Below are 25,015 nucleotides of genomic sequence, written 5' to 3'. Positions count from 1 at the left end.
GGAGAGTCTAGACCTCGCGCTCGGGCAGGCAAAGCGGCCGGTTGGCGTCGGCGCGGATGAAATCGACGATCTCCATCACCTCGGGATTGCCCGCGTGGATCTCGACGACGTCGTCAAGGCGCTCCTGGAAGGTGCCTTCGTCGGCGAACATCAGGCGGTAGGCCGCGCGCAGGGCGTTGATCGTCTCGCGCGAGAAACCCCGGCGCTTGAGCCCGACCAGGTTCAGCCCCTCGAGGTGGGCGTGGTTGCCCCAGACCGAACCGTACGGAATGACGTCCTTGGTCACCGCGGCCAGGCCGCCGATGAAGCTGTAGCGGCCGATGCGCGAGAACTGGTGCGCGGCGGCGAGACCGCCCATGAACACGTAGTCGCCGATGGCCACGTGGCCGCCCAGGGTCGCGCCCTTGGCCAGCACCACGAAATCGCCGACCGAGCAGTCGTGAGCCACGTGCGAGCCGACCATGTAGAGACCGTCCGAGCCGATCGTGGTCACACCCTTCCCCGAGGCCGTGCCCGTGTGCATGGTCACATGCTCGCGGATGATGTTGCGCGGGCCGATCAGGAGTTCGGTGCGCTCACCCTTGTGGCCCAGGTGCTGGGGCGGCCCGCCGAGATTGGCGAACGGATGCACGACGCAACCCTCGCCCAGCGTCGTCGCGCCTTCCACCACCACATGCGACAGCAGGCGGACGCCCGCCTCCAGGGTCACGTCCGGACCAACGATGCTGTAGGGCCCGATCTCGACGTCCGAGGCCACCTTGGCTTCGGGCGCCACGATGGCCGTGGGGTGGATCGTCATGCCTTGGGTCCCGTGTCGACCACCATGGCCGCGAACTCGGCCTCGGCGGCCACCTTGTCGCCGACCTTGGCCACGCCCTTGAACTTGAAGATGGACGAACGGGCGCGGACGACCTCGACCTCCATGCGGATCACGTCGCCGGGGCGCACAGGATTGCGGAAGCGGGCGTTGTCGACCGACATGAAGAAGATGGTCTTGCCCTCGGTGTCGACTTCCAGCGACTTGCTCATCAGCACCGCGCCCGTCTGGGCCAGGGCCTCGATGATCAGCACGCCGGGCATGACTGGATTGCCCGGGAAGTGGCCTTGGAAGAAAGGCTCGTTGATCGTCACGCACTTGATGCCGACGATCGACTTATGCGGCTCGTAGGCCTCGGCCCGATCGACCAGCAGGAACGGATAGCGGTGCGGGATGCGCGCCAGGATCTCCGCGATGTCGATGTCGGTCCGCACCGTTTGTTCGGCGTTCTGGCCCATACTCAGCCCCTCGTCCCTCGGCCGCCCGCCATGCGGGACAGCCATGCGGTCTCCCGGAGCCACCGCTTGAGCGGCCGCGCCGGAAAGCCCGTCCAAGTTTCACCTTCCGGCACGTCCTTGAACACCGAGGCGGCGGCCCCGATGCTCGCGCCCGAGCCGATGTTCAAGTGGTCGGCGACGCCGGCCTTGCCGCCAAACGCGACGCCGTCGCCGACGATCGTGCTGCCCGACAGCCCTGTATAGGCCGCGAGCACGCAATTGCGCCCCACACGGACGTTGTGCGCGACATGCACGAGGTTGTCGATCTTGGTGTTCTCGCCGACCGTGGTGTCGCCGAAGGCGCCCCGGTCGACACAGCTGTTGGCGCCGATCGTGACATTGTCCTGGATCACCACCCGACCCAGCTGCGGCAAGTCGACCATGCCGCCCGGACCGATGGCGGCGCCGAAACCGGCCTCGCCCAACACCGCGCCCGCCGAGACCGACACCCGGTCGCCCACCAGGGCAAAGCCGATCACCGCGTTGGGCCCGATCACGCAGTCCCGGCCGATCAAGACGCCCGGGCCGATCACGGCGCCAGGACCGATCCGCGTGCCTCGTCCGATCCGCGCGCCCTGACCAATCACCACGTTCGGCGACAGCAGGACGCCGTCTTCCAGCGTCGCCTCCGGGTGGACGGCGGGCGCGGACGGATCATGGCGGCGCGGCGCGTGCAGCCGTCCGACCGCTGCCGCCCAGGCCGCCTGCGGATGCTTGGTCAGCAGGACGGCGCAGGTCGAAGGTAGAAAGTCGCGATGTTCGGGGCGCGCGAAACAGGCTCCGGCCCGCGTGGCCGCGGCGGAGTCCTTGCGCTTGGCGTCGGAAAAGAAGGTGATCGCCTCGGCGTCAGCCCCGTCGAGCGGCGCGGCGCGGGCGATCAGGCGATCGCCCCAGGCCGCATCCGCCAGTTCGGCGGCGCCGGCCCGGGCCAACTCGGAAAGCGATGCCGGACCCAGGCTGTCAAAGAAACGCGGGTCCGGCATGGTTCCTCACGGCGAAAACGTTCCCTTAGGTAAACCTAAAGGAGACGATTCGCTTACTTGTTGGTCGGTTGCAGAGCCGCGGCGCCCGGGACCTGTTGGTCCAGACGTTCGCGGTCGAAGGTCAGGGTCTTGATGCGAGCGTCCAGAGCGGCGACGACGGCGTCGGTGATGTCCATGGCCGGGTTGGCCAGCATCACGGACTCGCGGTCCAGCAGAAGGCTGCATTTCTGGGCCTGATACACCTGCTTGATCGGCGTATCGAGCTCTTGGGAAACGCGGGCAAGCGCCTTTTGCTCGGTGACTTCGACTTCCTTCTGGCGCAGCTGGCCCTTGCGTTGCCAGGCGTTAGCCTTGGCCTGCAGAGTGGCGGCTTGCTGCTCCAGGGCGTCCTGCGCCGTGGTCGCCTTCTTGGCGTCCAGGGCCTTGGACTCATTTTCCAGAGCCGTCCGCTCGCCGGACAGTTCGGCGTTCACTTGCTGGGCGATGGTGCCCAGGCGCGCATTGACGGCCTTGCCGACTTGCGATTGGCCCACGGCCCGCTGGTAGGAGAAGATGCAGACGCCCGGCAGAACCGAGCCGTGCGTGACGGCCGGAGCAGCCGGCGCCGCGGGAGCAGCGGTCTGGGCCGAGGCGCTGGACGCGATGGCGAGAGCGACGACGCTGGACGCGGCCGCGGACAGGAACTTGGACATGTTTATTGGAACCTTGTGGAGGTGGAGAACCGGAACGTTTCGGTTCGGTCGTAACTTTCCTTGGCCAAAATGCGGCTGATATCGAATCGAATGGGACCCATGGGGGACTTCCAGTCGATCGAGATACCGGCCGTCGCACGCAGGCCGAGGTTGTCCTTGATGTTCGGATCGAAGACGCCAGGCGACTTCTGACGATCCACATCATCCAGCAGACCGGCCGTACCCACGTCGCTGAACAGGGCGGCCTTGATGCCGTACTGCTCGGGCAGGAAGGTCGGAACGGTCAGCTCGAAGGTGCTGATGGCGTAGAGCTTGGCGCCCATCGAGTTGTTCGTGCTCGAGATGTCGCGCGGACCGATACCGGCGATCTCGAAGCCGCGGAACGAGGTGCCGCCGCGGTAGAAGCGATCGTTGATGCGGACGTTGTCGCCGCCCCAGCCCTCGATATAGCCGAACGAGCCGGTCGCGCTGAACACCAGGTCCTTGGTGAAGCCGTAGTACCAGCCGGCGTCGGCCTCGGTCTTCAGGTACTTCACGTCGCCGCCCACGCCCGCCAGATCCTGGTTCAGGTCGGCGAACCAGCCGCGGGTCGGGTTGATCGGGTCGTTGCGCTTGTCGATGCGCAGGCCGTAGCCGATCAGCGAGGTGATATAGGCGCCGCGCTGCAGGCAGAGGATCTGCGACACCGAACCGCTGGTGCAGAGGCTGTCGGCGACGCTGACGTCGTCCTGGCGGATCGTGTAGCGCAGGCTCATCGACGAGTCGTTGGTCAGCGGGAAGCCGAAGCGGACGTCGCCGCCGACCGACTTGGTGTCGTAGGCCGCGTAGTCCGACAGGTCGTAGCGGAAGGTGTACAGGTTCACGCCCGCCACCAGGTTGCGGCCCAGGAAGCGCGGCTCGCTGAAGCCGAAGTCGATCTGCTGGCGCAGCGAACCGACCGAGGCGCGGGCGCGCAGGTTCTGGCCGCGACCGCGGAAGTTCCGCTCGGTGATGCCGACGTCCAGCACCAGCTTGTCGACCGAGCTGTAGCCGGCGCTGAACGACAGTTCGCCCGTCGGCTGCTCCTCGACCTTGACCTTCAGGCTGGTGCGGTCAGGCGCCGAGCCGGGGGTGTCCTCGATCTCGACTTCCTTGAAGAAGCCCAGACGGCGGATGTTGTTCTTCGAGCGGTCGACCAGCACGCGGTTGTAGGCGTCGCCTTCAGCGACCTCCAGCTCGCGGCGCAGGACGTAGTCCAGCGTGCGGGTGTTGCCGACGATGTCGATGCGGTCGACATAGACGCGTGGCCCTTCGCGGACCTTGAAGACGACGTCGACGGTCTTGGTCTCGCGGTTGGGCACGTAGCGCGGCACCACGTCCACGAAGGCGAAGCCGGCCGCGCCCGCCGCGAAAGTCAGGGCGTCGGTGGCCTGTTCGATACGCTCGTCCTCGTAGAGTTGACCGGAGCGGATCGGCAGGATCTGGGCCAGCAGATTGCCGTCCAGCTTCTTCAGCTCGGTCTCGACGGTGACCTTTCCGAACTTGTACTTCGGGCCCTCGTCGAGCGTGTAGGTGACGGCGAAGCCGTTCTTGTCCGGGGCCAGTTCGGCCACCGAGGAAACGACGCGGAAGTCGAAATAGCCGCGATTGCGGTAGAACTTGCGCAGCTGCTCGCGGTCGTACTCGATCCGGTCGGGGTCGTAGTTGTCGTTGCTGGTCAGGATCTTGTACCAGCGGCTTTCCTTGGTCACGACCACGTCGCGCAGGTCGTTGTCCGAGTACTCGCTGTTGCCCAGGAAGTTGATCCCCAGCACGCCGCTCTTGGGGCCTTCGCTGATCTCGAACACCAGGTCGACGCGCTTTTGCGGCAGCTCGACCACCTTGGGCGTCACGGTCGCCGAAATGCGGCCCGAACGACGGTAGAGTTCGATGATGCGCTGGACGTCGGCCTGGACCTTGGCGCGGGTGAAGATGCCGCGCGGGCGGATCTGGACCTCGTCCTTCAGCTTGTCTTCCTTCAGGGACGAATTCCCTTCGAAGACCACCTGGTTGATGATCGGGTTCTCGACGACCTTCACGATCAGGTCGCCGCCTTGCATCTCGATCTTCACGTCGGCGAACAGATCGGTGCGCGCCAGCGTCTTCAGCGCCAAGTCGAGGCGCTGGGAATCGACCGTGTCGCCCGGCTGGATCGGCAGATACGACAGCACCGTGCCCTGCTCGATCCGCTCGTTGCCCTGCACCAGGATACGCTGGACCTGGACCGTCTGAGCGGCCTGGGCGAAGGCCTGCTGCGGAGCCGTCAGGGCCGTCGAGCCGAGGAGCAGCGCCACACCGGTGGCGAACGCGGCGCTGTGGGCGCGAAGTTTGTTCATGTGACCAATCATGGGCGGAGGGCGGGCGTTCACGTGAACAGGCCGCCGATGAATTTGAACACGTCGTAGCGGTTAAGGTCGTTCCACGCCGCGAACAGCATGAAACCCAGGATCAAGGCAAGCCCCGCGCGGAAGCCGGCCGCCTGGAAATCCGCTCGTAGGGGCCGCTTGGCCACGGCTTCGTAGGCGTACATCAGCAGATGTCCGCCATCCAGAACCGGGATCGGCAGCAGATTCATGAAGCCGATGCTGACCGACAGGCTGGCGATCAGAAGCATGGACGAGACGAACACCCGCAGCGCCATGGTGGCGACATTGGGCGCGCCCTCGGCGCTAGCCTTGGTCACCGCGCCGGCGGTGTGACCGATGCCGATCAGGCCGCTGATCTGATCGGCGGGCAGTTGGCCGGTGACGAGGCGCCCGAGATAGAAGCCGATCGTCTTGATCATGCCCCACACCTCGACGGTGGCGTCGGGAACGGCGCCGAGCACGGTCGAGCGCTTCAGGTGGGTCATGCCGGCGTTGCCGATGCCCAGGCGGCTGACCTTGGTGCGGCCCGAAAAGCGGTCGGTGGTCTCGATCAGGCGCGGCGTCGCCCGCAGGTGGACCTCGCGGCCGTCACGCTTGACGGTAAAGTCGACCGCCAGGTTGGCGCGCAGGCCGATATAGTTTTGCAGGGTCTGGAAGCTCTCGATCTTGCGGCTGTCGGCCTTCAGGATCGTGTCGCCGGGTCGGAAACCGGCGGCCTCGGCGGCGCTGCCCCGCTCGACGCTGGTGACGACCGGGGTCGAACGCGGCGTACCGATCATGACCAGGAAGACGGCCATGATCAGGATAGCCAGCACGAAGTTCGATACCGGCCCGGCCACGGCGATGATCGCCCGCTGCCAAACCGGCTTGAAATGGAAGTAGCGGGACTCCGCCCCCTGGCCTTCCCGCGCCACGATCGAGGCGCGCATGGCTTCCAGGTTGTCCTGGTCGGGCACGCTGGCCGCATTCTCGTCGCCGAGGAAGCGGACATAGCCGCCCAGCGGAATCGAGGCGATGCGCCACTCGACGCCATGCTTGTCACGCCAGGACACCAGCGGCGGGCCGAAGCCCAGCGAGAAGCAGTCGATGGCCACCCCGCATGCGCGGGCGGCCCAGTAGTGGCCCAGCTCGTGGATGGTGACCACGACGGACAGCACGAAGACCGTGGAAAGGATGATGATCAGTACGTCGGTCATTAGGTTTGGCCGGTCCCCCGGATCAGAGCCGGCGATGCTTTTGCGCGACAACCTCGGCCGCAATGCGGCGAGCGCTGGCGTCGATCATCATCGCGTTGTCGACAGCGTCACTATCGGTGCGGGAAAGGCCGCCAAGACTATTCATACGCTCTAAGGTCCCCGCCACCGAGGCGGCAATATCGAGAAAGCCAATCCGCCGGTCAAGGAAAGCGGCGACAGCCACCTCATTGGCGGCATTCATGGCCGCCGGAGCGCCTCCGCCCAGGCGCAGCGCCTCGCGCGCGATGTCGATCGACGGGAAGCGCTCCAGGTCGGGCGATTCGAACGTCAGCTGGCCGTAAGCGGCCAGGTCCAGGCGCGGCGCGGGCCAGGGCAACCGGTCGGGCCAGGCGAAAGCGCAGGCGATCGGCGCGCGCATGTCCGGCGGCCCCAACTGGGCCAGGGTCGAGCCGTCGGCGTATTCCACCAGGCTATGGATCACGGACTGGGGGTGAATCACGACGTCGACGCGGTCTTCCGGGGTTCCGAACAGGTACGAGGCCTCGATCATCTCGAGGCCCTTGTTCATCATGGTCGCGGAATCGACCGAAATCTTGGCGCCCATCGACCAGTTGGGATGGGCGATGGCCTGTTCGGGCGTGGCGGCGGCCATCGCCGCCTTGTCCCAGGTGCGGAACGGGCCGCCCGAAGCGGTCAGGATCAGACGCGCCACGCGATGGGCGCAGGCCGGCTGCAGCACCTGGAAGATCGCCGAGTGCTCGGAATCGACCGGGATCACCGAGCCGCCAGCGGCCTTGGCGATGGCCAGCAGGGCCGGGCCGGCGCAGACGAGGCTTTCCTTGTTGGCCAAGGCGATGGTCGCGCCGGTGCGGGCGGCCGCCAGGGTGGGAGCAAGGCCCGCCGCGCCGACGATGGCCGACATGACCCAATCCGCGCCCATGGCGGCGGCTTCGCTGATCGCGGCGGCGCCGGCGGCGGCGCGCACGCCGGTTCCGGCCAGACCGTCCTTCAGCGCCGAAAACTGGGTCTCGTCCTCGATGACCGCCAGTTGGGGTCGCCAGCGCAGGGCCTGCTGGATCAGGCGTTCGACATTGCGCCCCGCCGTCAGGGCCAGGACCTCGACCGGCGCGCCGGACTCTTCGAAGAGGCTCAGGGTCGAGAGGCCGATCGATCCGGTCGAGCCCAGCACCACCACCTTACGTGGGGAGGTCAATGGGCCCATCCCCAGTGGTCGATCAGGCGGATGGCGGCGACGACGATCGCCGCGAACATCAGGCCGTCGACGCGGTCCAGCAGGCCGCCGTGCCCGGGAATGATATCGCCGCTGTCCTTGACGCCGAAGCGGCGCTTGAGGATCGACTCCCACAGATCGCCGGCCATGGTGGCCAAGCCGCCCATCAGACCGACCAGGGCCGCTGCCGGCCAGACCAGGCGAAGATGGGCCAACTCGGAGACAATGACTGCGCCGATCGTCGCGGCCACCAGACCGCCGACGAAGCCGGACCAGGTCTTGTTGGGCGAGATCTGGGGCCACAGCTTGGGCCCCTTGAAGATACTGCCGGCCACATAGGCGAAGATGTCTGCGAACCAGGTGACCACGAATAGCAGCAGGGTCCACCATAGGCCGTCCGACAGCGAACGGATCCAGACCAGGGCGATCACGGCCGGGGCGATATAGACGACGCCATAGGCCGCGTCGGCTCGGCGCTCGACCGCGCCGCGCGCGATCAGGCCCGCCAGGAAGGCCCCGACCAGCACGACGGACCAGGCGATGAAGAAGTGATGCAGGAATCCGGCGAGGACCGCGGCGGCGCAGAACAGGCCGACCACGACCCCGACCGCCCTGGGGGCCTTGGGCGCGCTGATCTTGCCCCACTCGCGGGCCAGCAGGGCCACGCAGACCAGGGCCAGGGCCAGGATCCAGTAGCCGCCCAGCCAGACGGCGGCCACGACCGTGGGCACGAGCACGGTGGCCGAAACCACACGCATCCGTAGATTGCCCCAATTGAAGCGCTTAGCCGGCGACGGCGACGTCATCGGCCGCGATTCCTCCATAACGTCGATCCCGCCGGCGATAGTCGGCGATGGCCGCGGCCAGCGCCTCGGGGCCGTAGTCGGGCCATAGCACGTCCTGGAACACCAGTTCGGCGTAGGCGCAGTCCCACAGCAGGAAGTTCGAGATGCGGCGCTCGCCGCTGGTGCGCACGATCAGGTCCGGCGGCGGGGCCGCGGCCGTCGACAGGAAGCGTTCGAACGTCTCCTCGGTCAGGTCCGAGGGCTCGGCCTCGCCCCGCGCGACCTTTTCGGCGAAGGCCCGCGCCGCGTCGGCGATATCGGCCTGGCCGCCATAGTTGAAAGCCACTTGCAGAGTGAACTCGGTATTGGCCTCGGTGCGCCGCTCGGCCCGCTCGATCACCTCGGCGATATCGGCCGACAGGCCGGTGCGGCGACCGATGATCCGGACCCGGACCCCGGCCTTGGCCAGCCGCTCGAGGTCCGATTCGACGTAGGCCTTCAGCAGGCTCATCAGCTCGGAGACCTCGTGCGCCGGACGGCGCCAGTTCTCGGTCGAGAAGCCGAAGACCGTCAGCACGCCGACGTTCTGGCTCTGGGCGCCCTCGACGGTGCGCTTCAGGGCGTTGACCCCGGCGCGATGGCCGAGGACGCGCGGCATCCCCCGCTGCTTCGCCCAGCGGCCGTTGCCATCCATGATAATGGCCACGTGCAGACGTTGATCGGACGCATCGCCCCCGGCGCGCGTCGAAACGTTCTGCAGACCGGTGGTCGCCGGCATTCGCTTCAACCTTCCCTCGTCGCCTCCCCACTAACTCTCAAGGAAGGCGATCAAACCTGCATGATCTCTTGTTCTTTGATTTTCAAGGCCTCGTCGACCCGCTTGATGGCGTCGTCGGTCATCTTCTGGACCTCGGTCTCCATCTTCTTGCGCTCGTCCTCGGCGATCGCGCCGTCCTTTTCGGCCTTCTTGAGGTCGTCATTGGCGTCGCGACGGACGTTGCGGACCGCGATCTTCTGCTGCTCGGCGTATTTGCCGGCCAGCTTGGAGAGCTCCTTGCGGCGCTCCTCGGTCGGCGGCGGAAGCGGAATACGCAGGTTCTGGCCTTCGACGACCGGGTTCAGGCCCAGGCTCGAAGCGCGAATGGCCTTCTCGACCGCGACGACGACGCCCCGATCCCAGACGCTGACATTGATCTGGCGCGGCTCGGGCACGCTGACCGAGGCCACCGCATTCAGCGGCGTGGTCGAGCCGTAGGCTTCGACCATGATCTGATCCAGCAGACTGGCCGACGCGCGGCCGGTGCGCAGGCTGCTGAATTCTTCCTTCAGGGCGACGATGGCCTTGTCCATGCGATCGCGGTAACGCGAGAGGACGGGTTTTTCGGCGGCGGCCATGACGGGCTCTCCTCGCTGTTAGGGTCAGGCGGTGCGGTCTTCGGAGACCACGGTGTGGGTCCCCTCGCCTCGCAGGACGTTCAGCAGATTGCCGCGCCCCTTGATCGAGAAGACGATGATCGGAATATTGCTGTCGCGCATCAGCGCGACGGCCGAGGCGTCCATGACCCGCAGGTCCTTGGCCAGGACGTCCATGTAGCTCAGGCGATCGTAACGCTGGGCCGACGGATCCTTCTTCGGGTCGGCCGTATAGACGCCATCGACGCTGGTGCCCTTGAACAGGGCGTCGCACTGCATCTCGGCCGCCCGCAGGGCCGCGGCGGTGTCGGTGGTGAAGAACGGGTTGCCGGTCCCGGCGGCGAAGATCACCACCCGCCCCTTCTCGAGATGGCGCTGGGCGCGACGGCGGATGTAGGGCTCGCAGACCGTGGCCATCGGAATGGCCGACTGCACGCGGGTCTGGACGCCGATACGTTCCAGCGCGTCCTGCATGGCCAAGGCGTTCATCACCGTGGCCAGCATGCCCATGTAGTCGGCGCTGGAGCGCTCCATGCCCTTGGCCGCGCCGGCCATGCCGCGGAAGATGTTGCCGCCGCCGATCACCAGGCACAGCTCCACACCGGACTTGACGATCTCGGCCACGTCGTCGGCGACGGATTGAACGGTGTTCGTGTCGATGCCGTAGGGCGTGTCGCCCATCAGGACCTCGCCCGACACTTTCAGCAGGATGCGGCGGTATTTCTGGGGCGCGCTGGTATCGGACATGGGACCGCTATTCCTGAGTCGTCGGCACGCACATTACGTGCGTTCTATAGAAGTGGGACGTGTTTTGCCAACCGGGGTCGCCCTTTGAAGCGGGCGCCGCGAGGCGGGCGCAAAAAGGGCGCGGCGCGCGTCTAAACGCGCCGCGCCCTGATTGTTTGCCGAGGGCGCGAGAGCCCCCAACGACAGGCTTAGGCCTGGCCGGTCATCGAAGCGACTTCGGCGGCGAAGTCGTCGGTCTTCTTTTCCACGCCTTCGCCCAGGGCGAGACGGGTGAAGCCCTTCACGGTGATCGGCGCGCCCAGGGTCTTGCCGGTCTCGGCGACCAGCTGTTCGACCGTCTGGTCCGGGTTCATGACGAAGGCCTGCTTCAGCAGCACGACTTCTTCCAGGAACTTGCGGATACGGCCTTCGATCATCTTCTCGATGACCGCCGGGGGCTTGCCCGATTCCAGGGCCTGCTCGGTGAACACGGCCTTTTCACGCTCGATGGCGGCCGGGTCCAGGTCTTCCGGCGACAGCGACAGCGGGGCGGTCGCGGCGACGTGCATGGCGATCTTGCGGCCCAGCTCGCGCAGGGCGGCCTTGTCGCCAGTCGACTCGAGGGCGACCAGCACGCCGATGCGGCCGAGGTCCGGGGCGACGGCGTTGTGGATGTACGAAGCCACGACACCGTTCGCGACCGTCCATTGGGCGGCGCGGCGAACCATCATGTTCTCGCCGATCGTGGCGATCAGGTTGGTCAGGTGGTCCTGCACGCTTTCGCCGCCGGCCAGCTTGGCGCCGTTGACGGCGTCGATCGAGCAGTCGGTGGCGACCGCCACCTGGGCGATCTGGCGAGCGGCGTTCTGGAACAGATCATTGCGGGCGACGAAGTCAGTCTCGGCGTTCACCTCGACGACGGCGGCGGTTTCACCGGCGCCCTGCTCGGCCGTGGCGATGGCCACCAGGCCCTCGGCGGCGGCGCGATCGGCCTTCTTGGCGGCCTTGGACAGGCCCTTGGCGCGCAGCCAGTCGATGGATGCTTCGATGTCGCCGTTGTTTTCCGACAGCGCCTTCTTGCAGTCCATCATGCCGACGCCGGACTTTTCGCGCAGTTCCTTGACCAGCGCAGCCGTGATCTCAGCCATGGAATATCTCCATATTCAAACAGTTAGCGACCGGGCTTGTCGCCCGCCATATTCGCAAAGAGTAGCGACCGGGCTTCTAGCCCGGTCGCATGTCAGGGTCGCGACGGCCTCCGCGTTCCGGCCGAGCCGGGCGGAGGCGCGTGGGAAATCAGCCTTCGGCCGATTCCGGAGCCGCTTCGACGGCGGCTTCCGGAGCAGCTTCAGCAGCCGCTTCCGGGGCAGCGGCTTCCGGAGCAGCCTCGACGACGGCTTCCGGAGCGGCGGCTTCCGGGGTCGGTTCCGGAGCCAGAGCGCGAGCCAGGGCCGGCTCGGTCGGGTTCACGGCGGCGCCCAGGTCGACGCCCGAACCGGCTTGACCGGCGGCCAGACCATCCAGGACGGCGTCCGCGATCAGGTCGCAGTACAGCTGCAGCGCGCGGGCGGCGTCGTCGTTACCCGGGATCGGATAGGTGATGCCGTCCGGATCGCAGTTGGTGTCGAGAATGGCGACGACCGGAATGTTCAGCTTCCGGGCTTCCAGGATCGCGATCGCTTCCTTGTTGGTGTCGATCACGAACATGATGTCGGGGATGCCGCCCATGTCCTTGATGCCGCCCAGCGACAGTTCCAGCTTGTCGCGTTCGCGAGTCAGCTGCAGCAGTTCCTTCTTGGTGCGGCCTTGGCCTTCGCCGGTCAGGACGCCTTCCAGCTCGCGCAGACGAGCGATCGAGCCCGAGACGGTGCGCCAGTTGGTCAGGGTGCCGCCGAGCCAGCGGTGGTTCACATAGTACTGGGCGCAGCGCTTGGCGGCGGTGGCGACCGGGTCGCTGGCCTGGCGCTTGGTGCCGACGAACAGCACGCGGCCGCCGGCGGCGGCGACTTCACGGACCTTCACCAGGGCCTGGTGCAGCAGCGGGATCGACTGCGACAGGTCGATGATGTGGATGTTCGAGCGCGAACCGAAGATGTAGCGGTCCATCTTCGGGTTCCAGCGGTGAGTCTGGTGACCGAAGTGGGCGCCGGCTTCCAGGAGCTGACGCATGGAGAATTCGGGAAGAGCCATCGGGCCTTTAATCCTTTTTCCGGTTGAACCTCCGCGGACACCCCCGTTCCAGACCATTCTGGAGCGGGACCGGAACGGCGACGCCGGGATGTCTCCCCGGTCGCAACCGAACGTCCACGTGTGGAATGGCGGGGCAAATAGGCTTTCAGCGGACAAAAAGCAACCCCCCGGGCGTAGGCGTCGCGAACCGGCTGCTCGGCGCGAAAGACCGCGAACCGGCCTCCGCATCGTCGAAATGCCGCCATCTCTCCACGGAAGATTGAGATGGGCTTCGCCGGATCTACACACAGGCGTGCCTCAATGCCCTAAGCCCCTCCTCGCGGGGCGGGCGGAGAATCCTGACCATGCTCGCCGTGTTCGACTTGGACGGAACCCTACTGGACGGCGACTCCACGGCCCTGTGGCTCTGGGGCCGGGTCCGCCGCTCACCATTCCGCGCTATGGCCGTTCTGGCGATCGCCCCGGTCGCGATTCCCTTGGTCGCCCTGCCGCGCACTCGCCGCGCCGGCGCTTCCATCCTGCTATGGATCGCGACCGTCGGCCTTGGCGAACAGGGTCTACGCGAGTCCTGCGCCCGGTTCGGCGAGACCTTCCGCGCCGGCCGGAGCGCCCTGGCCTGGCGGGCGGGCGGCCTGGCGGTCTTGAACGCGCATCTGGCCAGCGGCGATCGCGTGGTGGTCGTCACGGCCGCCCCGGCTTTGCTGGCCCAGGCCCTGATCGGTCCGCTCGGCCATCCGATCGAGGTGTTGGGTACGTCGCTGAAGCGCCGCGGCGGCGGCTGGGTCGCCGACGTCCACTGCCGCAACCAGCAAAAATGCCAGGCCCTGGCCGACGCCGGTCATGGCGTGCGCTGGACCTACGCCTATACCGACAGCCTCGACGACCTGCCCCTGCTGCGCGGCGCGGAGACGCCGGTGATCGTCAAGGGCGGCAAGGCGGCCGAGCAGCGGCTGTTCCGGGCCGGCCTGGCCAATGGCCGTGCGGCGGCGTGGTGAAACGGACCCCACTCTCCTTCTGACCGGCCGCCTTTCGACAACGCCTGAGTATTCGACTTTCCATCGAATGCTTAGGCGGAGCCCGCTATCCGCTCTAGCCGTGCCCTGCAGCGCGCATTGGTTGATCGCCGATTATCGATCTGAACGGCGCCGGTGGAACCGAGCTCCGCGCCGCCAAGCGCCGGGACGCGCCTCAGAATGCCTTGCCGTCGACCTGCTGCGGCTGCAACGCGAAGACGTCGATGCCGTCCAGGCAGCGGACATTGATCGCCACCATCGCCTGCCCATTCGGCGCCGTGCCGCGCCCGAACGACTGGATGCCGCAGGTCTCGCAGAACAGGTGTGAGATATTGTGGGTGTTGAACTTGTACTCGGTCAGAGCGTCTTCGCCGCTCTTCAGGTCGAAAGCCTCGGCCCCGCTGAAGGCCAGGATCGAACCCAGCTTGCCGCAGCGCGAGCAGTTGCAGGTGATCAGACTGTCGAGCTCGACATCAACCGCATAGCGGACTCGTCCGCACTGACATCCGCCTTCTTGACTCGCCATCGTTTCTCTCCAAGGCTTCGGCCCCTGCGAAGGGCTCTTCGACATAAACGGCCCCGGCCAGCAAGGTCAGCTCAGGGTGGGCTTCAAACATAAATAGGAATATATTCCTAAACGTCCTCCAACAACGCCACGCCCGGCGCCGTCTTCAAAGCCCCCCGCAGCGCGGCGTCCAAAGTATAGCGGCCCGGCAGCCGCAACTCGATCTCGCGTCCGCCGCCGATCGCGGCGACGAAGGTCACCTCCCCGCCCTTCTGGGCCTGAGCCGGCTCCAGGCGGCGCTTGAGCGCATCGATCTCAGCGGCCGAAGGCGACAGGTGCACGCGCAGCCCCGCCACGACATTTTCGATGGCTTTCTCGATCGGCTCGGCGTCGTCGCCGAAGAAGCGCACCTCACCGTCACGGGCCTTGGCGCGGACCTTGATGGCCACGGCCTTGCCGGGCTCCAGCACGTCGCGGCACTTGCGCAAAGACTCTGGCGGAAACAGCACCTCGTATTCGCCAGTCGGGTCCGACAACGAGACGAAGGCGAACTTCTCGCCACTCTGAGAAGCCCGCTCCTGCCGACGCCGCACGACGCCGCACATGCGGAACGCCTCCATGCCGGCCTCCGCCTGGACCATGGCCTCGGCCAGCATGACCGTACGCCGACGGCGCAGCATGCCGACCATGTCCTCCAGCGGGTGGCCGGTCAGATAGAAGCCGACAGCCGACAGTTCCTCGTCCAGCAGGTCGACCTGGTTCCAGTTCTCGGTCTTGGCCATCCGAGGGCGGCCAGCGCCAGGATCCGAACCGAACAGGCCGCCCTGCCCGCCCTGACGGTCGGCGTGACAGCTTTGGGCATAGGCGATCAGCACGTCGGCCGAGGCCACGATCTGGGCGCGGTTCTTGTGAATCTGGTCGAAGGCCCCGGCCCGCGCCAGGTTTTCGATCGCGCGCTTGTTGACCTGCTTGGGGTCAATCCGTTCGACGAAGTCGAAGACGTCGCGGAACGGCCCGCCCTCCTCGCGGATCGCCACCAGGTGCTTCATGGCTTCGAGGCCGACGTTGCGGATGGCGCCGAGGGCATAGAGCACCTCGCCGTTCTCGACCTCGAAATCGGCGCCTGAACGATTGACGTCTGGGGCCCGCACCGTGACGCCGAACCGGCGGGCGTCCTGATGGAAGACGGCCAGCTTGTCGGTGTTCGACAGGTCGAGGCTCATCGACGCGGCGAAGAACTCGACCGGCGTGTTCGCCTTCAGCCAGGCGGTTTGGTACGAGATGAAGGCGTAGGCGGCGGCGTGCGACTTGTTGAACCCGTAGCCGGCGAACTTGGCCACCAGTTCGAAGATCGAGCCCGACTGTTCTTCGGGGACACCCTTCTCCCTGGCGCCGGAGACGAAACGGATCTTCTGGAGATCCATCTCCTCCTTCTTCTTCTTGCCCATGGCGCGACGCAGAAGGTCGGCTTCGCCCAGGCTGTAGCCCGCCAGGATCTGGGCGATCTGCATCACCTGTTCCTGATAGACGATGACGCCGTAGGTCTCCTTCAGCACCGTCTCCAGCGACGGATGCAGGGTGTCGACGGGTTTGCGGCCGAACTTGCAGTCGACGAAGGTGTCGATGTTGTCCATCGGCCCCGGCCGATACAGCGAGATCAGCGCGGTGATCTCCTCGATCGAACCGCAGCGCATCTTGCGCAGGGTGTCGCGCATGCCCTGGCTTTCGAGCTGGAACACCCCGACCGTCTGGCCCGAGGCGAGCAGCTCGTAACTCTTGGCGTCGTCGAACGACAGGCGGCCGAGGTCGATCTCCATGCCGCGTTTCTTCAGGTGCTTCACCGCCCGGTCCAGCACGGTCAGGGTCTTCAGGCCCAGGAAGTCGAACTTCACCAGGCCGGCGCTCTCGACCCACTTCATGTTGAACTGGGTGGCCGGCAGGTCCGAGCGCGGATCCTTGTAAAGCGGGGTCAGCTGGGTCAGCGGCCGGTCGCCGATCACCACGCCGGCGGCGTGGGTCGAGGCGTTGCGGAACAGGCCTTCCAGCTGCAGGGCCACGTCCAGGCAGGCCGAGACGTTGGCGTCTTCCTTCTTGGCCTGCTTCAGGCGTGGTTCCAGGTCGATGGCCTGGGCCAAGGTCACCGGCGCGGCCGGGTTGTTGGGCACCATCTTGCAGAGCCGGTCGACCAGGCCCAGCGGCAGCTGCATCACCCGGCCGACGTCACGCAGCACGGCGCGGGCCTGCAAGCTGCCGAAGGTGATGATCTGGGCCACGCGATCGCGGCCGTACTTCTCCTGCACGTAGGAGATCACCTCCTCGCGTCGCTCCTGGCAGAAGTCGACGTCGAAGTCGGGCATCGAGACCCGCTCGGGATTGAGGAAGCGCTCGAACAGCAGGCCAAAGCGCAGCGGATCAAGGTCGGTGATGGTCAGCACCCAGGCGACCAGCGAGCCCGCGCCCGAACCCCGCCCCGGGCCGACCGGGATGCCGTGTGACTTCCCCCATTTGATGAAGTCCGACACGATCAGGAAGTAGCCGGGGAAGCCCATCTTCTTGATGATGTCGAGCTCGAAATCGAGCCGCTTCCAGTACTCTTCCTCGGGCGCGGCCAGGGTCAGGCCTTCGAGACGCATCTTCAGGCCTTCCTTGGCCTGGTGCGTCAGCTCTTCGGCTTCGTTACGACCGTCGCCAGTCGGGAAGCTGGGCAGGATGGGATCGCGCTTGTGCACCATGAAGGCGCAACGGCGGGCGATGTCGAGGGTGTTGTCGCAGGCTTCCGGCAGGTCCGAGAACAGCTTGCGCATGTCGGCCGGCGGCTTGAACCAGTGCTCGGGCGTGACACGCCGGCGCTCGTCCTGACCCACGAACGAGCCGTCGGCGATGCAGAGCAGCGCGTCGTGAGCGTCGTAGAAGCTTTCCTTGGCGAAATAGACGTCGTTGGTGGCGACCAACGGCACGTCGTTCTCATAGGCCCAGTTGACCAGGCCCGGCTCGGCCGCCGCCTGTTTGGGCATGCCGTGACGTTGCAGCTCGACATAGAACCGGTCGCCGAAGACCCGCTGCATCTCGGCCAGGGCCGCCGAAGCCTCGCTGGTCTTGCCGGCGGCGAACAGGGCGTCGACGGGACCATCGGTCCCGCCTGACAGCAAGATCAGGCCTTCGCTATACTCGATGACCTTGGCCCAAGGCACGATCGGCTCGGGCAGCTCGGCGCTGTCGAGATAGGCGATCGATGAGAGCTCAGAGAGGTTGAGATAGCCGCGCTCGTTCTGGGCCAGCAGCATGATCGTCGGCGCCCGAGCCCAGCGCTCGGTCGGGCCGCCACCAATGCCGGTGATCGGAATGGCGCAGCCGATGATCGGCTGGACCCCCGCATCCTTGGCGTAGGACGAATACTCCAGGGCTCCGAACAGGTTGGCGCGGTCGGCGATGCCCGCCGCCGGCATGCCCGCGGCAGCGGCCAGCTTGCCGATCTGGTCGGCCTTGATCGCCCCCTCGAGCAGCGAATAGGCCGAACGGACCCGTAGGTGGACGAAACCCTGTCCTTCCCCGTCCGCCATGACCGACCTCCGCTACAAGACAGCCGCTCGCACGACTCAAGCCACCAGTTGGGCGACCGTACACATCATCCAGACGAAGCTGGCGACCGACACAAGCGCCAAAGACTCACGAGCGATACGGATCATCGGAACCTCCACAGATTTCTTGTTTTGTTCCATATTCTGGTTTTGTTCTGTTCACAAGATGTTCCGCGACGTTCCACCGCATTTTCTTTGAGCGAGTCACTCGATAGGCCGCCCCGCGCCCTTGAACCGCTCTGGTCAAGTCGCTCGGATCGGGGCAGATCGAGGCCATGCGCCTGATCATCGACACCGACACCGCCGGCGACGACGTCTTCTCGCTGATGCTGGCCCTCACCCGCCCCGGCGTCAGCGTCGAGGCCATCACCATCGCCCATGGCAATGTCGGCTTCACCCAGCACGCCGAGAACGCGCTGGTGACGCTGGATCGATGCGGCAAGGCCGGCCAGGTCCCGGTCTATCTGGGCGCCCAAGCGCCCTTTACCCGCGCGCCGCTCGACGCCGCCTACGTCTTCGGTCAAGACGGTATGAGCGACAGCGACTTCGCCAAGACCGCCCAGCGCCCCGCCGAAGGTCATGCCGTCGACGAACTCGTGGCCCGGATCATGGCGGCGCCCGGTGAGATCACCCTGATCGCTCAAGCCCCCCTGACCAACATCGCCCTCGCCTACCTGCGCGAGCCGCGCATCGCCCAGGCCTTGAAGCACCTGTGGATCATGGGCGGGACGGACAATGGGGTCGGCAACGTCACGCCGGCGGCCGAGTACAATTTCTATGTCGATCCGGAAGCGGCCAAGATCGTCGTCAACGCCGGCTTCAACCTGTCGATCGCCACCTGGACCCTGACGTTGCAAGACGGCCTGTGGAGCACCGCGCGGCTAGCCGAGTTGGAGGCCTTGGACACGCCCAAGGCCCGCTTCTTCACGGACGTGAACCGCGCCTCCCTCGCCTTCGCCCGTGAGACCGAGGGCTTGGATGGCAGCCTGCATCCCGACGCCCTCACCTGCGCGATCGCCTTGGACGAGACCCTGATCCTCGAGGCCGAGGACTGTGTCGTCGACGTCGAGACGATGGGCGAGTTGACACGTGGCTATCTCAGCGTCTCGCACGCGATCCTGCCGGATATCGAGTTGGCGGATCCTGCCCTGAAACGTCGGCCGCCCAATGCGCGGGTGATCAAGAAGATCGACCGCGCGGGTTTCTACGCCGCCATGAAGCAGGCTCTGCTTTAACTTAATCGCAGCGGTCTTCCCGCAGGTTCGCCGCATGGGGAGACTGACTTCGACCGTCGTGGGAACGGCCCTGGTCTTGGCGAGCGCCGGTTCGGCGCAGGCGCGGGCGGAGCTGTTCTCGCGCGACACTTTCTCTGGGCTTGTCGACCTGCGCCTCGCCGCCGCTGATGGCGAGGCCTCCTGGATCGACGGTCGCGTCGGCAAGGCGCGCTTCGGCGACGGCCGCCAAGGCGTGCGCCTGGGCGAGGCCGCCCTGGTCTGGAATCCTCGCTTTTCCGATACCGTATCGGCCGTAATCGTCGGCGAGAGCCAGGACGGCCAACGGCATCTGGTCGATCTAGGCGAAGGCTACCTGGCCTACCGCTCCCAACCGGGCTCGGCGCTGCGCTTGTCGGCCCGCGCCGGGGTTTTCTACCCGCCGATTTCACTGGAACACGATGGCCTGGATTGGTCCGTGGCCGACACCATCACCCCATCGGCGATCAATACCTGGGTGGCCGAGGAGACCAAGGTCGTCGGCGTCGAAGCCACGATCCGGCGCACCCTGGCGGGCCAGACCTTCAGCCTCACCGCCGGCGGCTTCCAGCACGGCGACACCGCCGGCACCGAGCTGACGTTCCGCGGCTGGGCGTTGCACGACCTCAAGTCGCCGGTGTTCGGCCGCTTTCCGCTGCCGCCGCTCAGCGCGCGAATGGCCCAGCGTCAGGCGCCGTCGACGACGCCCCTGGCCGAGATCGATGGGCGGATCGGCTACTACGGCCGTGTGGAGTGGCGGCCGTCCTCCGTCCTGGCCATCGACCTGTTCAGGTATGAGAACGAAGGTGACCGAACCAGCGTCGACGCCAACCGCGAATGGTCGTGGGAAACGCGGTTCTGGAACCTCGGCATGCGGCTGGACCTCGACGCCGTCGCCGTGAAGGCCCAGGTCATGACCGGCGAGACCCTGATGGGCTATTCGAACGCCAACGGCGTCTGGGCCGACATGGGCTTCGAGGCCGCTTATGTCTCAGCGAACAAGGCGCTCGGGCCCGGCTCGGCGACGCTGCGTTATGACCACTTCTCGACGACCGACCGGACCAACAAGGCCACCGACAACAATGCCGAGCATGGCTGGTCTGGGCTGGCGGCCTATCGTTGGGACATCAGGCCCGACAGCCAGATCGTGTTCGAGGCGCAACATATCGACAGCTTCCGCCGCGACCGCGCACGGCTGGGCCTGACGCCACGGCAAGGCCAGACGGTTCTGCAGACCGCCTTCCGTCGCCAGTTCTAGAAGCGCTTGGCTTCCAGGTGGCCGTCCCTGAGGGCCATGACGCGATCCATGTAGCGGGCCAGTTCCATGTTGTGGGTGGCGATAAGGGCGGCGACGCCTTGCTGGCGGGCGACCTGGTACAGCGACTGGAACACGGCCGCGGAGGTGGCGGGATCGAGATTGCCGGTCGGCTCGTCGGCCAGCAGCAGCTTGGGACGATTGGCGAGCGCCCGGGCGATGGCCACGCGTTGCTGTTCGCCGCCAGACATCTGGGCCGGCTGGTGGTTCATGCGCGGGCCCAGGCCCAGGCTTTCCAGCAGCTCCTTGGCCCGCGCCTCGGCCTCGCGACGGCTCTTGCCGGCGATGGTCAGTGGCATGGCCACGTTCTCGAGCGCCGAGAACTCGGGCAGCAGGTGATGGAACTGGTAGACGAAGCCGACCGTGCCCAGGCGGATGCGGGTGCGCACGCGCTCAGACAGCTTGGAGCAGTCGCGGCCCTCCAGCGCCACCAGACCACCGTCGGGACGCTCCAGCAGCCCCGCCGAATGCAGCAGCGAGGATTTGCCCGAACCCGAAGGACCGATCAGGCCGACAACTTCGCCCGGATAGACGTCGATATCGACGCCGCGCAGCACCGGCAAGTCGCCGGCCTCGGTCTTGTAGACGCGCTCGACCCCGCGCAGGGCCAGGATCGGTTCACTCATAGCGAAGCGCCTCCACCGGATCGAGACGCGAGGCGCGCCAGGCGGGCGGCAAGGTCGCCAGCACGCTGAACAGGGCCGACAGCGACACGATGCCGGCGACCTCGGTCCAGTCGATCTTCGCCGGAATGTGCGAAAGCATGTAGACGTCGGCGCTGAACACGGCAGTACCCGTCGCCCACTCCACGAAGTTCTGAATGGGCGTGATGTAGGCGCAGAACACGACGCCCAGAGCCAAGCCGCACAGGGTGCCGGCCACGCCGATCGAGGCGCCGGCCATCAGAAAGATACGAAGGATCGCCCCCTGCCCCGCCCCCATGGTCCGCAGGATAGCGATGTCCTTGCCCTTGTTCTTTACCAGCATGACCAGGCTGGAGATGATGTTCAGGGTGGCGATGGCGACGATGCAGCCCAGGATCAGCCGCATCACCTTCCGCTCGACCTGGAGGGCGGTGAAGTAGCTGTGGTTCTTGTCCTGCCAGTCGGTGACCAAGGCGCCCGGACCGCTGGCCACCTCGACGGCGCGCTTCAAGTCCTTGGCCTTGTCAGGATCGTCGACCTTGATCTCGACATAGTCGACCGAGGTGTCGCGGCCAAAGAACAGCTGAGCCTGCTCCAGCGGCATGTAGACGAACGCCTCGTCGAACTGGCTCATGCCGACGCTGAAGATCCCCCCGACGATATAGTTCTTCTCGCGGGTGGAGGTCCCGAACGCGGTGGCCGGTCCGGTCGGCGAGATCAGGGTGATGGCGTCGCCAGGGCGAACGCCCAGGGCCTGAGCCATGCGGTCGCCGATCAGGACGATATCGCCGCCATACTCGCCCTGGCCGAAGCCGTCGATCCCGCCGCTCTTGATGTTGCCCGTGATCAGCGACATGTGCCGCAGATCCGAGGTGTTCACCCCGCGCACGATAGCGCCCGTCACCTGGGTCGGGCCGATGACCATGGCCTGGGCCTCGACCATCGGCGCGGCCTGGATTACGCCCGGCGAGGCTTTGATCCGGCGGATGATGGTGTCGCGATCGGGACCGTTGATCAGCGGCGACTGGGCGTAGAGATGGCCGTTGAAGCCGAGGATTCGGCCCAGCAGCTCGGCCCGGAAGCCATTCATCACGCTCATCACGGTGATCAGGGCGAAGACCGCCAGCATCACCGCGGAGAACGAGATGATCGAGATCAGCGCCACGCCGCCGTTCTTGCGCTTGGCGAACAGGTACCGGCGAGCGACGGAGCGCTCCCAGCGACTGAAGGGACCGGCGGCGCGGGTGTCTGGCATCAGGCGGTCTTGCTCTTGGTCAGGCCGTCGAGGATCGATTCCAGCGAGGCGGTGTGGCGCTCGCCAGTTTTGCGGTTCTTGAGTTCGACCACGCCCTCGGCGATGCCCTTGGGGCCGACGATCAGCTGCCAGGGCAGGCCGATCAGGTCCATGGTGGCGAACTTGGCGCCGCCGCGGGCGTCGGTGTCGTCGTAGAGCACGTCCTTGCCGGCGGCCTTCAGCGCGGCGTAGGCGGTCTCGCAAGCCGCATCGCAGGCGGCGTCGCCTTGGCGCATGTTGACGATGCCGACGTCGAACGGCGCGACGCTCTCCGGCCAGATGATCCCAGCCTCGTCATGGCTGGCCTCGATGATCGCGCCCAGCAGGCGCGAGACGCCGACGCCGTAGCTGCCCATCTGGACCGGCGTATCCTTGCCGTCGGGGCCGGTCACGGTGGCCTTCATCGGCTCGGAATACTTCGTACCAAACGAGAAGATGTGGCCCACCTCGATGCCGCGCGCCGACAGGCGGTCGCTCTCGGGCAGTGCGTTGAACGCCGCCTCGTCGTGCATTTCCTCGGTCGCCGCATAGAGCGCGGTGCGCTGGTTGACCAGCGGCTGCAAGTCGCCGAACCAATCGACGTCCGGGCCGGGGGCCGGCATCTCGACCAGGTCCTTGTGGCAGAACACGGCGCTTTCGCCGGTATCGGCCAGAACGATGAATTCGTGGCTGAGATCGCCGCCGATCGGGCCGGTGTCGGCGCGCATCGGCACGGCCTTCAGCCCCATCCGCGAGAACAGGTTCAGATAGGCCACAAACATGCGGTTGTAGGCTTTGCGCGCGCCCTCGGCGTCGAGGTCGAAGCTGTAGGCGTCCTTCATCAGGAACTCGCGGCCGCGCATCACGCCGAAGCGCGGACGGCGCTCGTCCCGGAACTTCCACTGCACATGGTACAGATTCTTCGGAACGTCCTTGTAGCTGCGCACATAGGCCCGGAAGATCTCGGTGATCATTTCCTCGTTGGTGGGCCCGTACAGCAGCTCGCGCTCGTGACGGTCGGTGATGCGCAGCATCTCCGGGCCGTAGGCGTCGTAGCGGCCCGACTCGCGCCAGAGGTCGGCCAGTTGCAGGGTCGGCATCAGCAGCTCGATGGCGCCGGCGCGATCCATTTCCTCGCGGACGATCTGCTCGACCTTCTTCAGCACGCGGAAGCCCAGCGGCAGCCAGGCATAGATGCCCGCCGCTTCCTGGCGGATCATGCCGGCGCGAAGCATCAGCTGGTGCGAAACGATCTGGGCGTCGGACGGTGCTTCCTTCAGCACCGGCAGGAAATAGCGCGACAAGCGCATGCGCGTGGAAACTCCGGGGAATTCAAGGAGGCCTGAGATAGCCTCTCGTCCGACAGCTTGGCAACGCGGTAGAGCCCGCCCAGTTCAGATCTTTGATCCGAACTGGACTAGCGGGCTCGTCTCACCAAGGAATCGACGCGCGACAACCGCAGAAACTGGCCACCATCTTTGCTGTCGCGCTTCGGGCGGAAGTAAGGCTCCGTTGTGGAAAGAAGTAAGGCTCCGTTGTGGAAAAAAGAGAGGCCGCGCGGATCGCCGCGCGGCCTTTCAAGTCATCGTCGGGGAAGACGCCACAGAGCGAGATCGGCCAGGCCGATCTCCTGAAGTCACCTTACCGACCGAACACGTGTTGGGGCACGACCATCCGGGGGAAGCGCTGACAATGAGGCGCTTCGCCCAAGGCTTGGGCGATCGGGGGCAAATCGCTCGCCCCGCGCCCAAGGCTTGGGCATCCGGGCGTCAGGCGCCCATGGGCAGGTCGGGCAACCTCACCAGATGGAAGTGGAACACCACGAAGAACACCGTGAACACGATGGCCGAGACCCAGGTCGTGGTGATGAACTTGCGCTTCAGGTTCGGATTGACCGGCGCACCGGGGTCCGCGCCCGGCGGCGGCGTGATCCCGGCCTCGTGGAAGCTGCGCGACCCCAGCGGCAACACGGCGAACAGCACCGTCCACCAGATGGTCAGGTAGATCGCGAACCAGGTGACCGGGCTCATCAGTGATGCGCGTCCTTCGGCGTTTCCATGAGCTCGACCAGCAGGCCGCCCATATCCTTGGGGTGAACGAAGATGATCAGCGTGCCGTGGGCGCCGATACGGGGCTCGCCCAGCACCGTCGCGCCCTTGGCGACAAGGTCATCGCGGGCCTCGTAGATGTTCTCGACCTCGAAGCAGATGTGGTGCTGGCCGCCCTTGGGGTTCTTGGCCAGGAAGCCGTGGATCGGCGAGTTCTCGCCATAGGGCTCGATCAGTTCGATCTGGCTGTTGGGTAGGTTGACGAAGCACACCCAGACCCCCTGCTCCGGCATCGCCCACTTCTCGGTCACCGAGGTGGCGCCCAGCAGGTCGCGATACATCTTCACCGAGTCGTCGATCGAGGGCGTGGCGACCCCGACGTGGTTGAGCTTGCCGATCATCCTTCAAGAACTCCCGCTGCTTTTCTGGTTGTTGGCGATTGGCCTAGCACCAGTGCTGCATTGCGGAAAGATAC

The 25,015-nt window shown here is 66.3% G+C and carries 24 protein-coding genes; 3 read left to right on the top strand and 21 right to left on the bottom strand.

The genetic code is table 11. From position 1 onward, the window contains the following. Positions 1 to 7: 7 nt before the first annotated feature. The 13 genes from lpxA to rpsB all read right to left on the bottom strand — a co-directional run bounded on the left by lpxA (position 8) and on the right by rpsB (position 12,914). On the bottom strand, positions 8 to 799 hold the full coding sequence (gene lpxA, locus ASC70_RS14415) for an acyl-ACP--UDP-N-acetylglucosamine O-acyltransferase (RefSeq protein WP_056051201.1): 792 nt from the start codon (positions 797 to 799) through the stop codon (positions 8 to 10). After that, positions 796 to 1,275 (bottom strand): 3-hydroxyacyl-ACP dehydratase FabZ, encoded by a 480-nt coding sequence (gene fabZ, locus ASC70_RS14410; protein ID WP_047405842.1) that lies wholly within the window; start codon positions 1,273 to 1,275, stop codon positions 796 to 798. Before fabZ ends, lpxA begins: the two co-directional genes overlap by 4 nt. A gap of 2 nt (positions 1,276 to 1,277) precedes the next feature. Further along, entirely contained in the window at positions 1,278 to 2,297 is a 1,020-nt protein-coding gene (gene lpxD, locus ASC70_RS14405) for a UDP-3-O-(3-hydroxymyristoyl)glucosamine N-acyltransferase (RefSeq protein ID WP_056051199.1), read from the bottom strand. Between the two features lie 53 nt (positions 2,298 to 2,350). Continuing rightward, on the bottom strand, positions 2,351 to 2,989 hold the full coding sequence (locus ASC70_RS14400) for an OmpH family outer membrane protein (protein WP_056051198.1): 639 nt from the start codon (positions 2,987 to 2,989) through the stop codon (positions 2,351 to 2,353). Between the two features lie 2 nt (positions 2,990 to 2,991). Continuing rightward, entirely contained in the window at positions 2,992 to 5,355 is a 2,364-nt protein-coding gene (bamA, locus tag ASC70_RS14395; protein WP_056051194.1) for an outer membrane protein assembly factor BamA, read from the bottom strand. Between the two features lie 17 nt (positions 5,356 to 5,372). Further along, a complete protein-coding gene (locus tag ASC70_RS14390; protein ID WP_056051192.1) occupies positions 5,373 to 6,569 on the bottom strand; it encodes an RIP metalloprotease in 1,197 nt (398 codons plus the stop codon). A gap of 22 nt (positions 6,570 to 6,591) precedes the next feature. Continuing rightward, positions 6,592 to 7,791, bottom strand: coding sequence for a 1-deoxy-D-xylulose-5-phosphate reductoisomerase (gene dxr / locus ASC70_RS14385; protein ID WP_056051190.1), 1,200 nt, complete (start codon positions 7,789 to 7,791; stop codon positions 6,592 to 6,594). Continuing rightward, positions 7,779 to 8,624, bottom strand: coding sequence for a phosphatidate cytidylyltransferase (locus tag ASC70_RS14380; RefSeq protein WP_082009146.1), 846 nt, complete (start codon positions 8,622 to 8,624; stop codon positions 7,779 to 7,781). Before ASC70_RS14380 ends, dxr begins: the two co-directional genes overlap by 13 nt. Continuing rightward, the gene (gene uppS / locus ASC70_RS14375; RefSeq protein WP_056051189.1) at positions 8,584 to 9,363 is read right to left on the bottom strand and encodes a polyprenyl diphosphate synthase; all 780 of its coding nucleotides are present in this window, start codon (positions 9,361 to 9,363) and stop codon (positions 8,584 to 8,586) included. The genes ASC70_RS14380 and uppS overlap by 41 nt, the downstream gene beginning before the upstream one ends. Positions 9,364 to 9,413: 50 nt before the next feature. Further along, positions 9,414 to 9,980, bottom strand: a complete 567-nt coding sequence (gene frr / locus ASC70_RS14370; protein ID WP_056051186.1) for a ribosome recycling factor — start codon at positions 9,978 to 9,980, stop codon at positions 9,414 to 9,416. Positions 9,981 to 10,004: 24 nt separating this feature from the next. Continuing rightward, positions 10,005 to 10,745, bottom strand: a complete 741-nt coding sequence (gene pyrH, locus ASC70_RS14365; protein WP_056051184.1) for a UMP kinase — start codon at positions 10,743 to 10,745, stop codon at positions 10,005 to 10,007. A gap of 188 nt (positions 10,746 to 10,933) precedes the next feature. Next, positions 10,934 to 11,872 (bottom strand): translation elongation factor Ts, encoded by a 939-nt coding sequence (gene tsf, locus ASC70_RS14360; RefSeq protein WP_056051181.1) that lies wholly within the window; start codon positions 11,870 to 11,872, stop codon positions 10,934 to 10,936. 148 nt (positions 11,873 to 12,020) lie between these two features. Next, positions 12,021 to 12,914, bottom strand: coding sequence for a 30S ribosomal protein S2 (rpsB, locus tag ASC70_RS14355; RefSeq protein WP_047405858.1), 894 nt, complete (start codon positions 12,912 to 12,914; stop codon positions 12,021 to 12,023). Positions 12,915 to 13,258: 344 nt separating this feature from the next. On the opposite strand from rpsB, the gene ASC70_RS14350 reads away from it, so the two are divergent. After that, the gene (locus ASC70_RS14350; RefSeq protein WP_056051178.1) at positions 13,259 to 13,909 is read left to right on the top strand and encodes a haloacid dehalogenase-like hydrolase; all 651 of its coding nucleotides are present in this window, start codon (positions 13,259 to 13,261) and stop codon (positions 13,907 to 13,909) included. Positions 13,910 to 14,102: 193 nt separating this feature from the next. Here ASC70_RS14350 and ASC70_RS14345 read toward each other — a convergent pair whose 3' ends face one another. The 3 genes from ASC70_RS14345 to sidA all read right to left on the bottom strand — a co-directional run bounded on the left by ASC70_RS14345 (position 14,103) and on the right by sidA (position 18,118). Next, positions 14,103 to 14,453, bottom strand: coding sequence for a GFA family protein (locus ASC70_RS14345; protein WP_056051176.1), 351 nt, complete (start codon positions 14,451 to 14,453; stop codon positions 14,103 to 14,105). Positions 14,454 to 14,560: 107 nt separating this feature from the next. Then, entirely contained in the window at positions 14,561 to 17,992 is a 3,432-nt protein-coding gene (gene dnaE / locus ASC70_RS14340) for a DNA polymerase III subunit alpha (protein ID WP_047405861.1), read from the bottom strand. A gap of 36 nt (positions 17,993 to 18,028) precedes the next feature. Next, on the bottom strand, positions 18,029 to 18,118 hold the full coding sequence (gene sidA / locus ASC70_RS14335) for a cell division inhibitor SidA (RefSeq protein WP_156136740.1): 90 nt from the start codon (positions 18,116 to 18,118) through the stop codon (positions 18,029 to 18,031). A gap of 167 nt (positions 18,119 to 18,285) precedes the next feature. Between sidA and ASC70_RS14330 the strand changes: the two genes are divergently transcribed. Both ASC70_RS14330 and ASC70_RS14325 read left to right on the top strand, forming a co-directional pair. Then, a complete protein-coding gene (locus ASC70_RS14330) occupies positions 18,286 to 19,245 on the top strand; it encodes a nucleoside hydrolase (protein WP_056051174.1) in 960 nt (319 codons plus the stop codon). Positions 19,246 to 19,279: 34 nt separating this feature from the next. Then, entirely contained in the window at positions 19,280 to 20,518 is a 1,239-nt protein-coding gene (locus ASC70_RS14325; protein ID WP_156396220.1) for a hypothetical protein, read from the top strand. Here the strand turns inward: ASC70_RS14325 and ASC70_RS14320 are convergent. From ASC70_RS14320 to mce, 5 genes are all read right to left on the bottom strand, one after another. Then, complete coding sequence (locus ASC70_RS14320; RefSeq protein ID WP_056051170.1) at positions 20,515 to 21,201, bottom strand: ABC transporter ATP-binding protein; 687 nt, start codon at positions 21,199 to 21,201, stop codon at positions 20,515 to 20,517. The two genes, ASC70_RS14325 and ASC70_RS14320, sit on opposite strands and share 4 nt — an antisense overlap. Continuing rightward, a complete protein-coding gene (locus tag ASC70_RS14315) occupies positions 21,194 to 22,474 on the bottom strand; it encodes a lipoprotein-releasing ABC transporter permease subunit (protein ID WP_056051168.1) in 1,281 nt (426 codons plus the stop codon). The genes ASC70_RS14320 and ASC70_RS14315 overlap by 8 nt, the downstream gene beginning before the upstream one ends. Then, entirely contained in the window at positions 22,474 to 23,802 is a 1,329-nt protein-coding gene (gene proS, locus ASC70_RS14310; RefSeq protein ID WP_056051165.1) for a proline--tRNA ligase, read from the bottom strand. Before proS ends, ASC70_RS14315 begins: the two co-directional genes overlap by 1 nt. A 459-nt stretch (positions 23,803 to 24,261) precedes the next feature. After that, the gene (locus ASC70_RS14305) at positions 24,262 to 24,522 is read right to left on the bottom strand and encodes a DUF1467 family protein (protein WP_047405869.1); all 261 of its coding nucleotides are present in this window, start codon (positions 24,520 to 24,522) and stop codon (positions 24,262 to 24,264) included. After that, the gene (gene mce, locus ASC70_RS14300; RefSeq protein ID WP_047405870.1) at positions 24,522 to 24,941 is read right to left on the bottom strand and encodes a methylmalonyl-CoA epimerase; all 420 of its coding nucleotides are present in this window, start codon (positions 24,939 to 24,941) and stop codon (positions 24,522 to 24,524) included. Before mce ends, ASC70_RS14305 begins: the two co-directional genes overlap by 1 nt. Positions 24,942 to 25,015 lie beyond the last annotated feature (74 nt).

This window comes from Caulobacter sp. Root343 (assembly GCF_001425745.1).
In the GTDB taxonomy this organism is placed as follows: domain Bacteria; phylum Pseudomonadota; class Alphaproteobacteria; order Caulobacterales; family Caulobacteraceae; genus Caulobacter.
The sequence above is the reverse complement of the archived record's forward strand: the minus strand, read 5'-3'. Positions and strand labels throughout refer to the sequence as shown.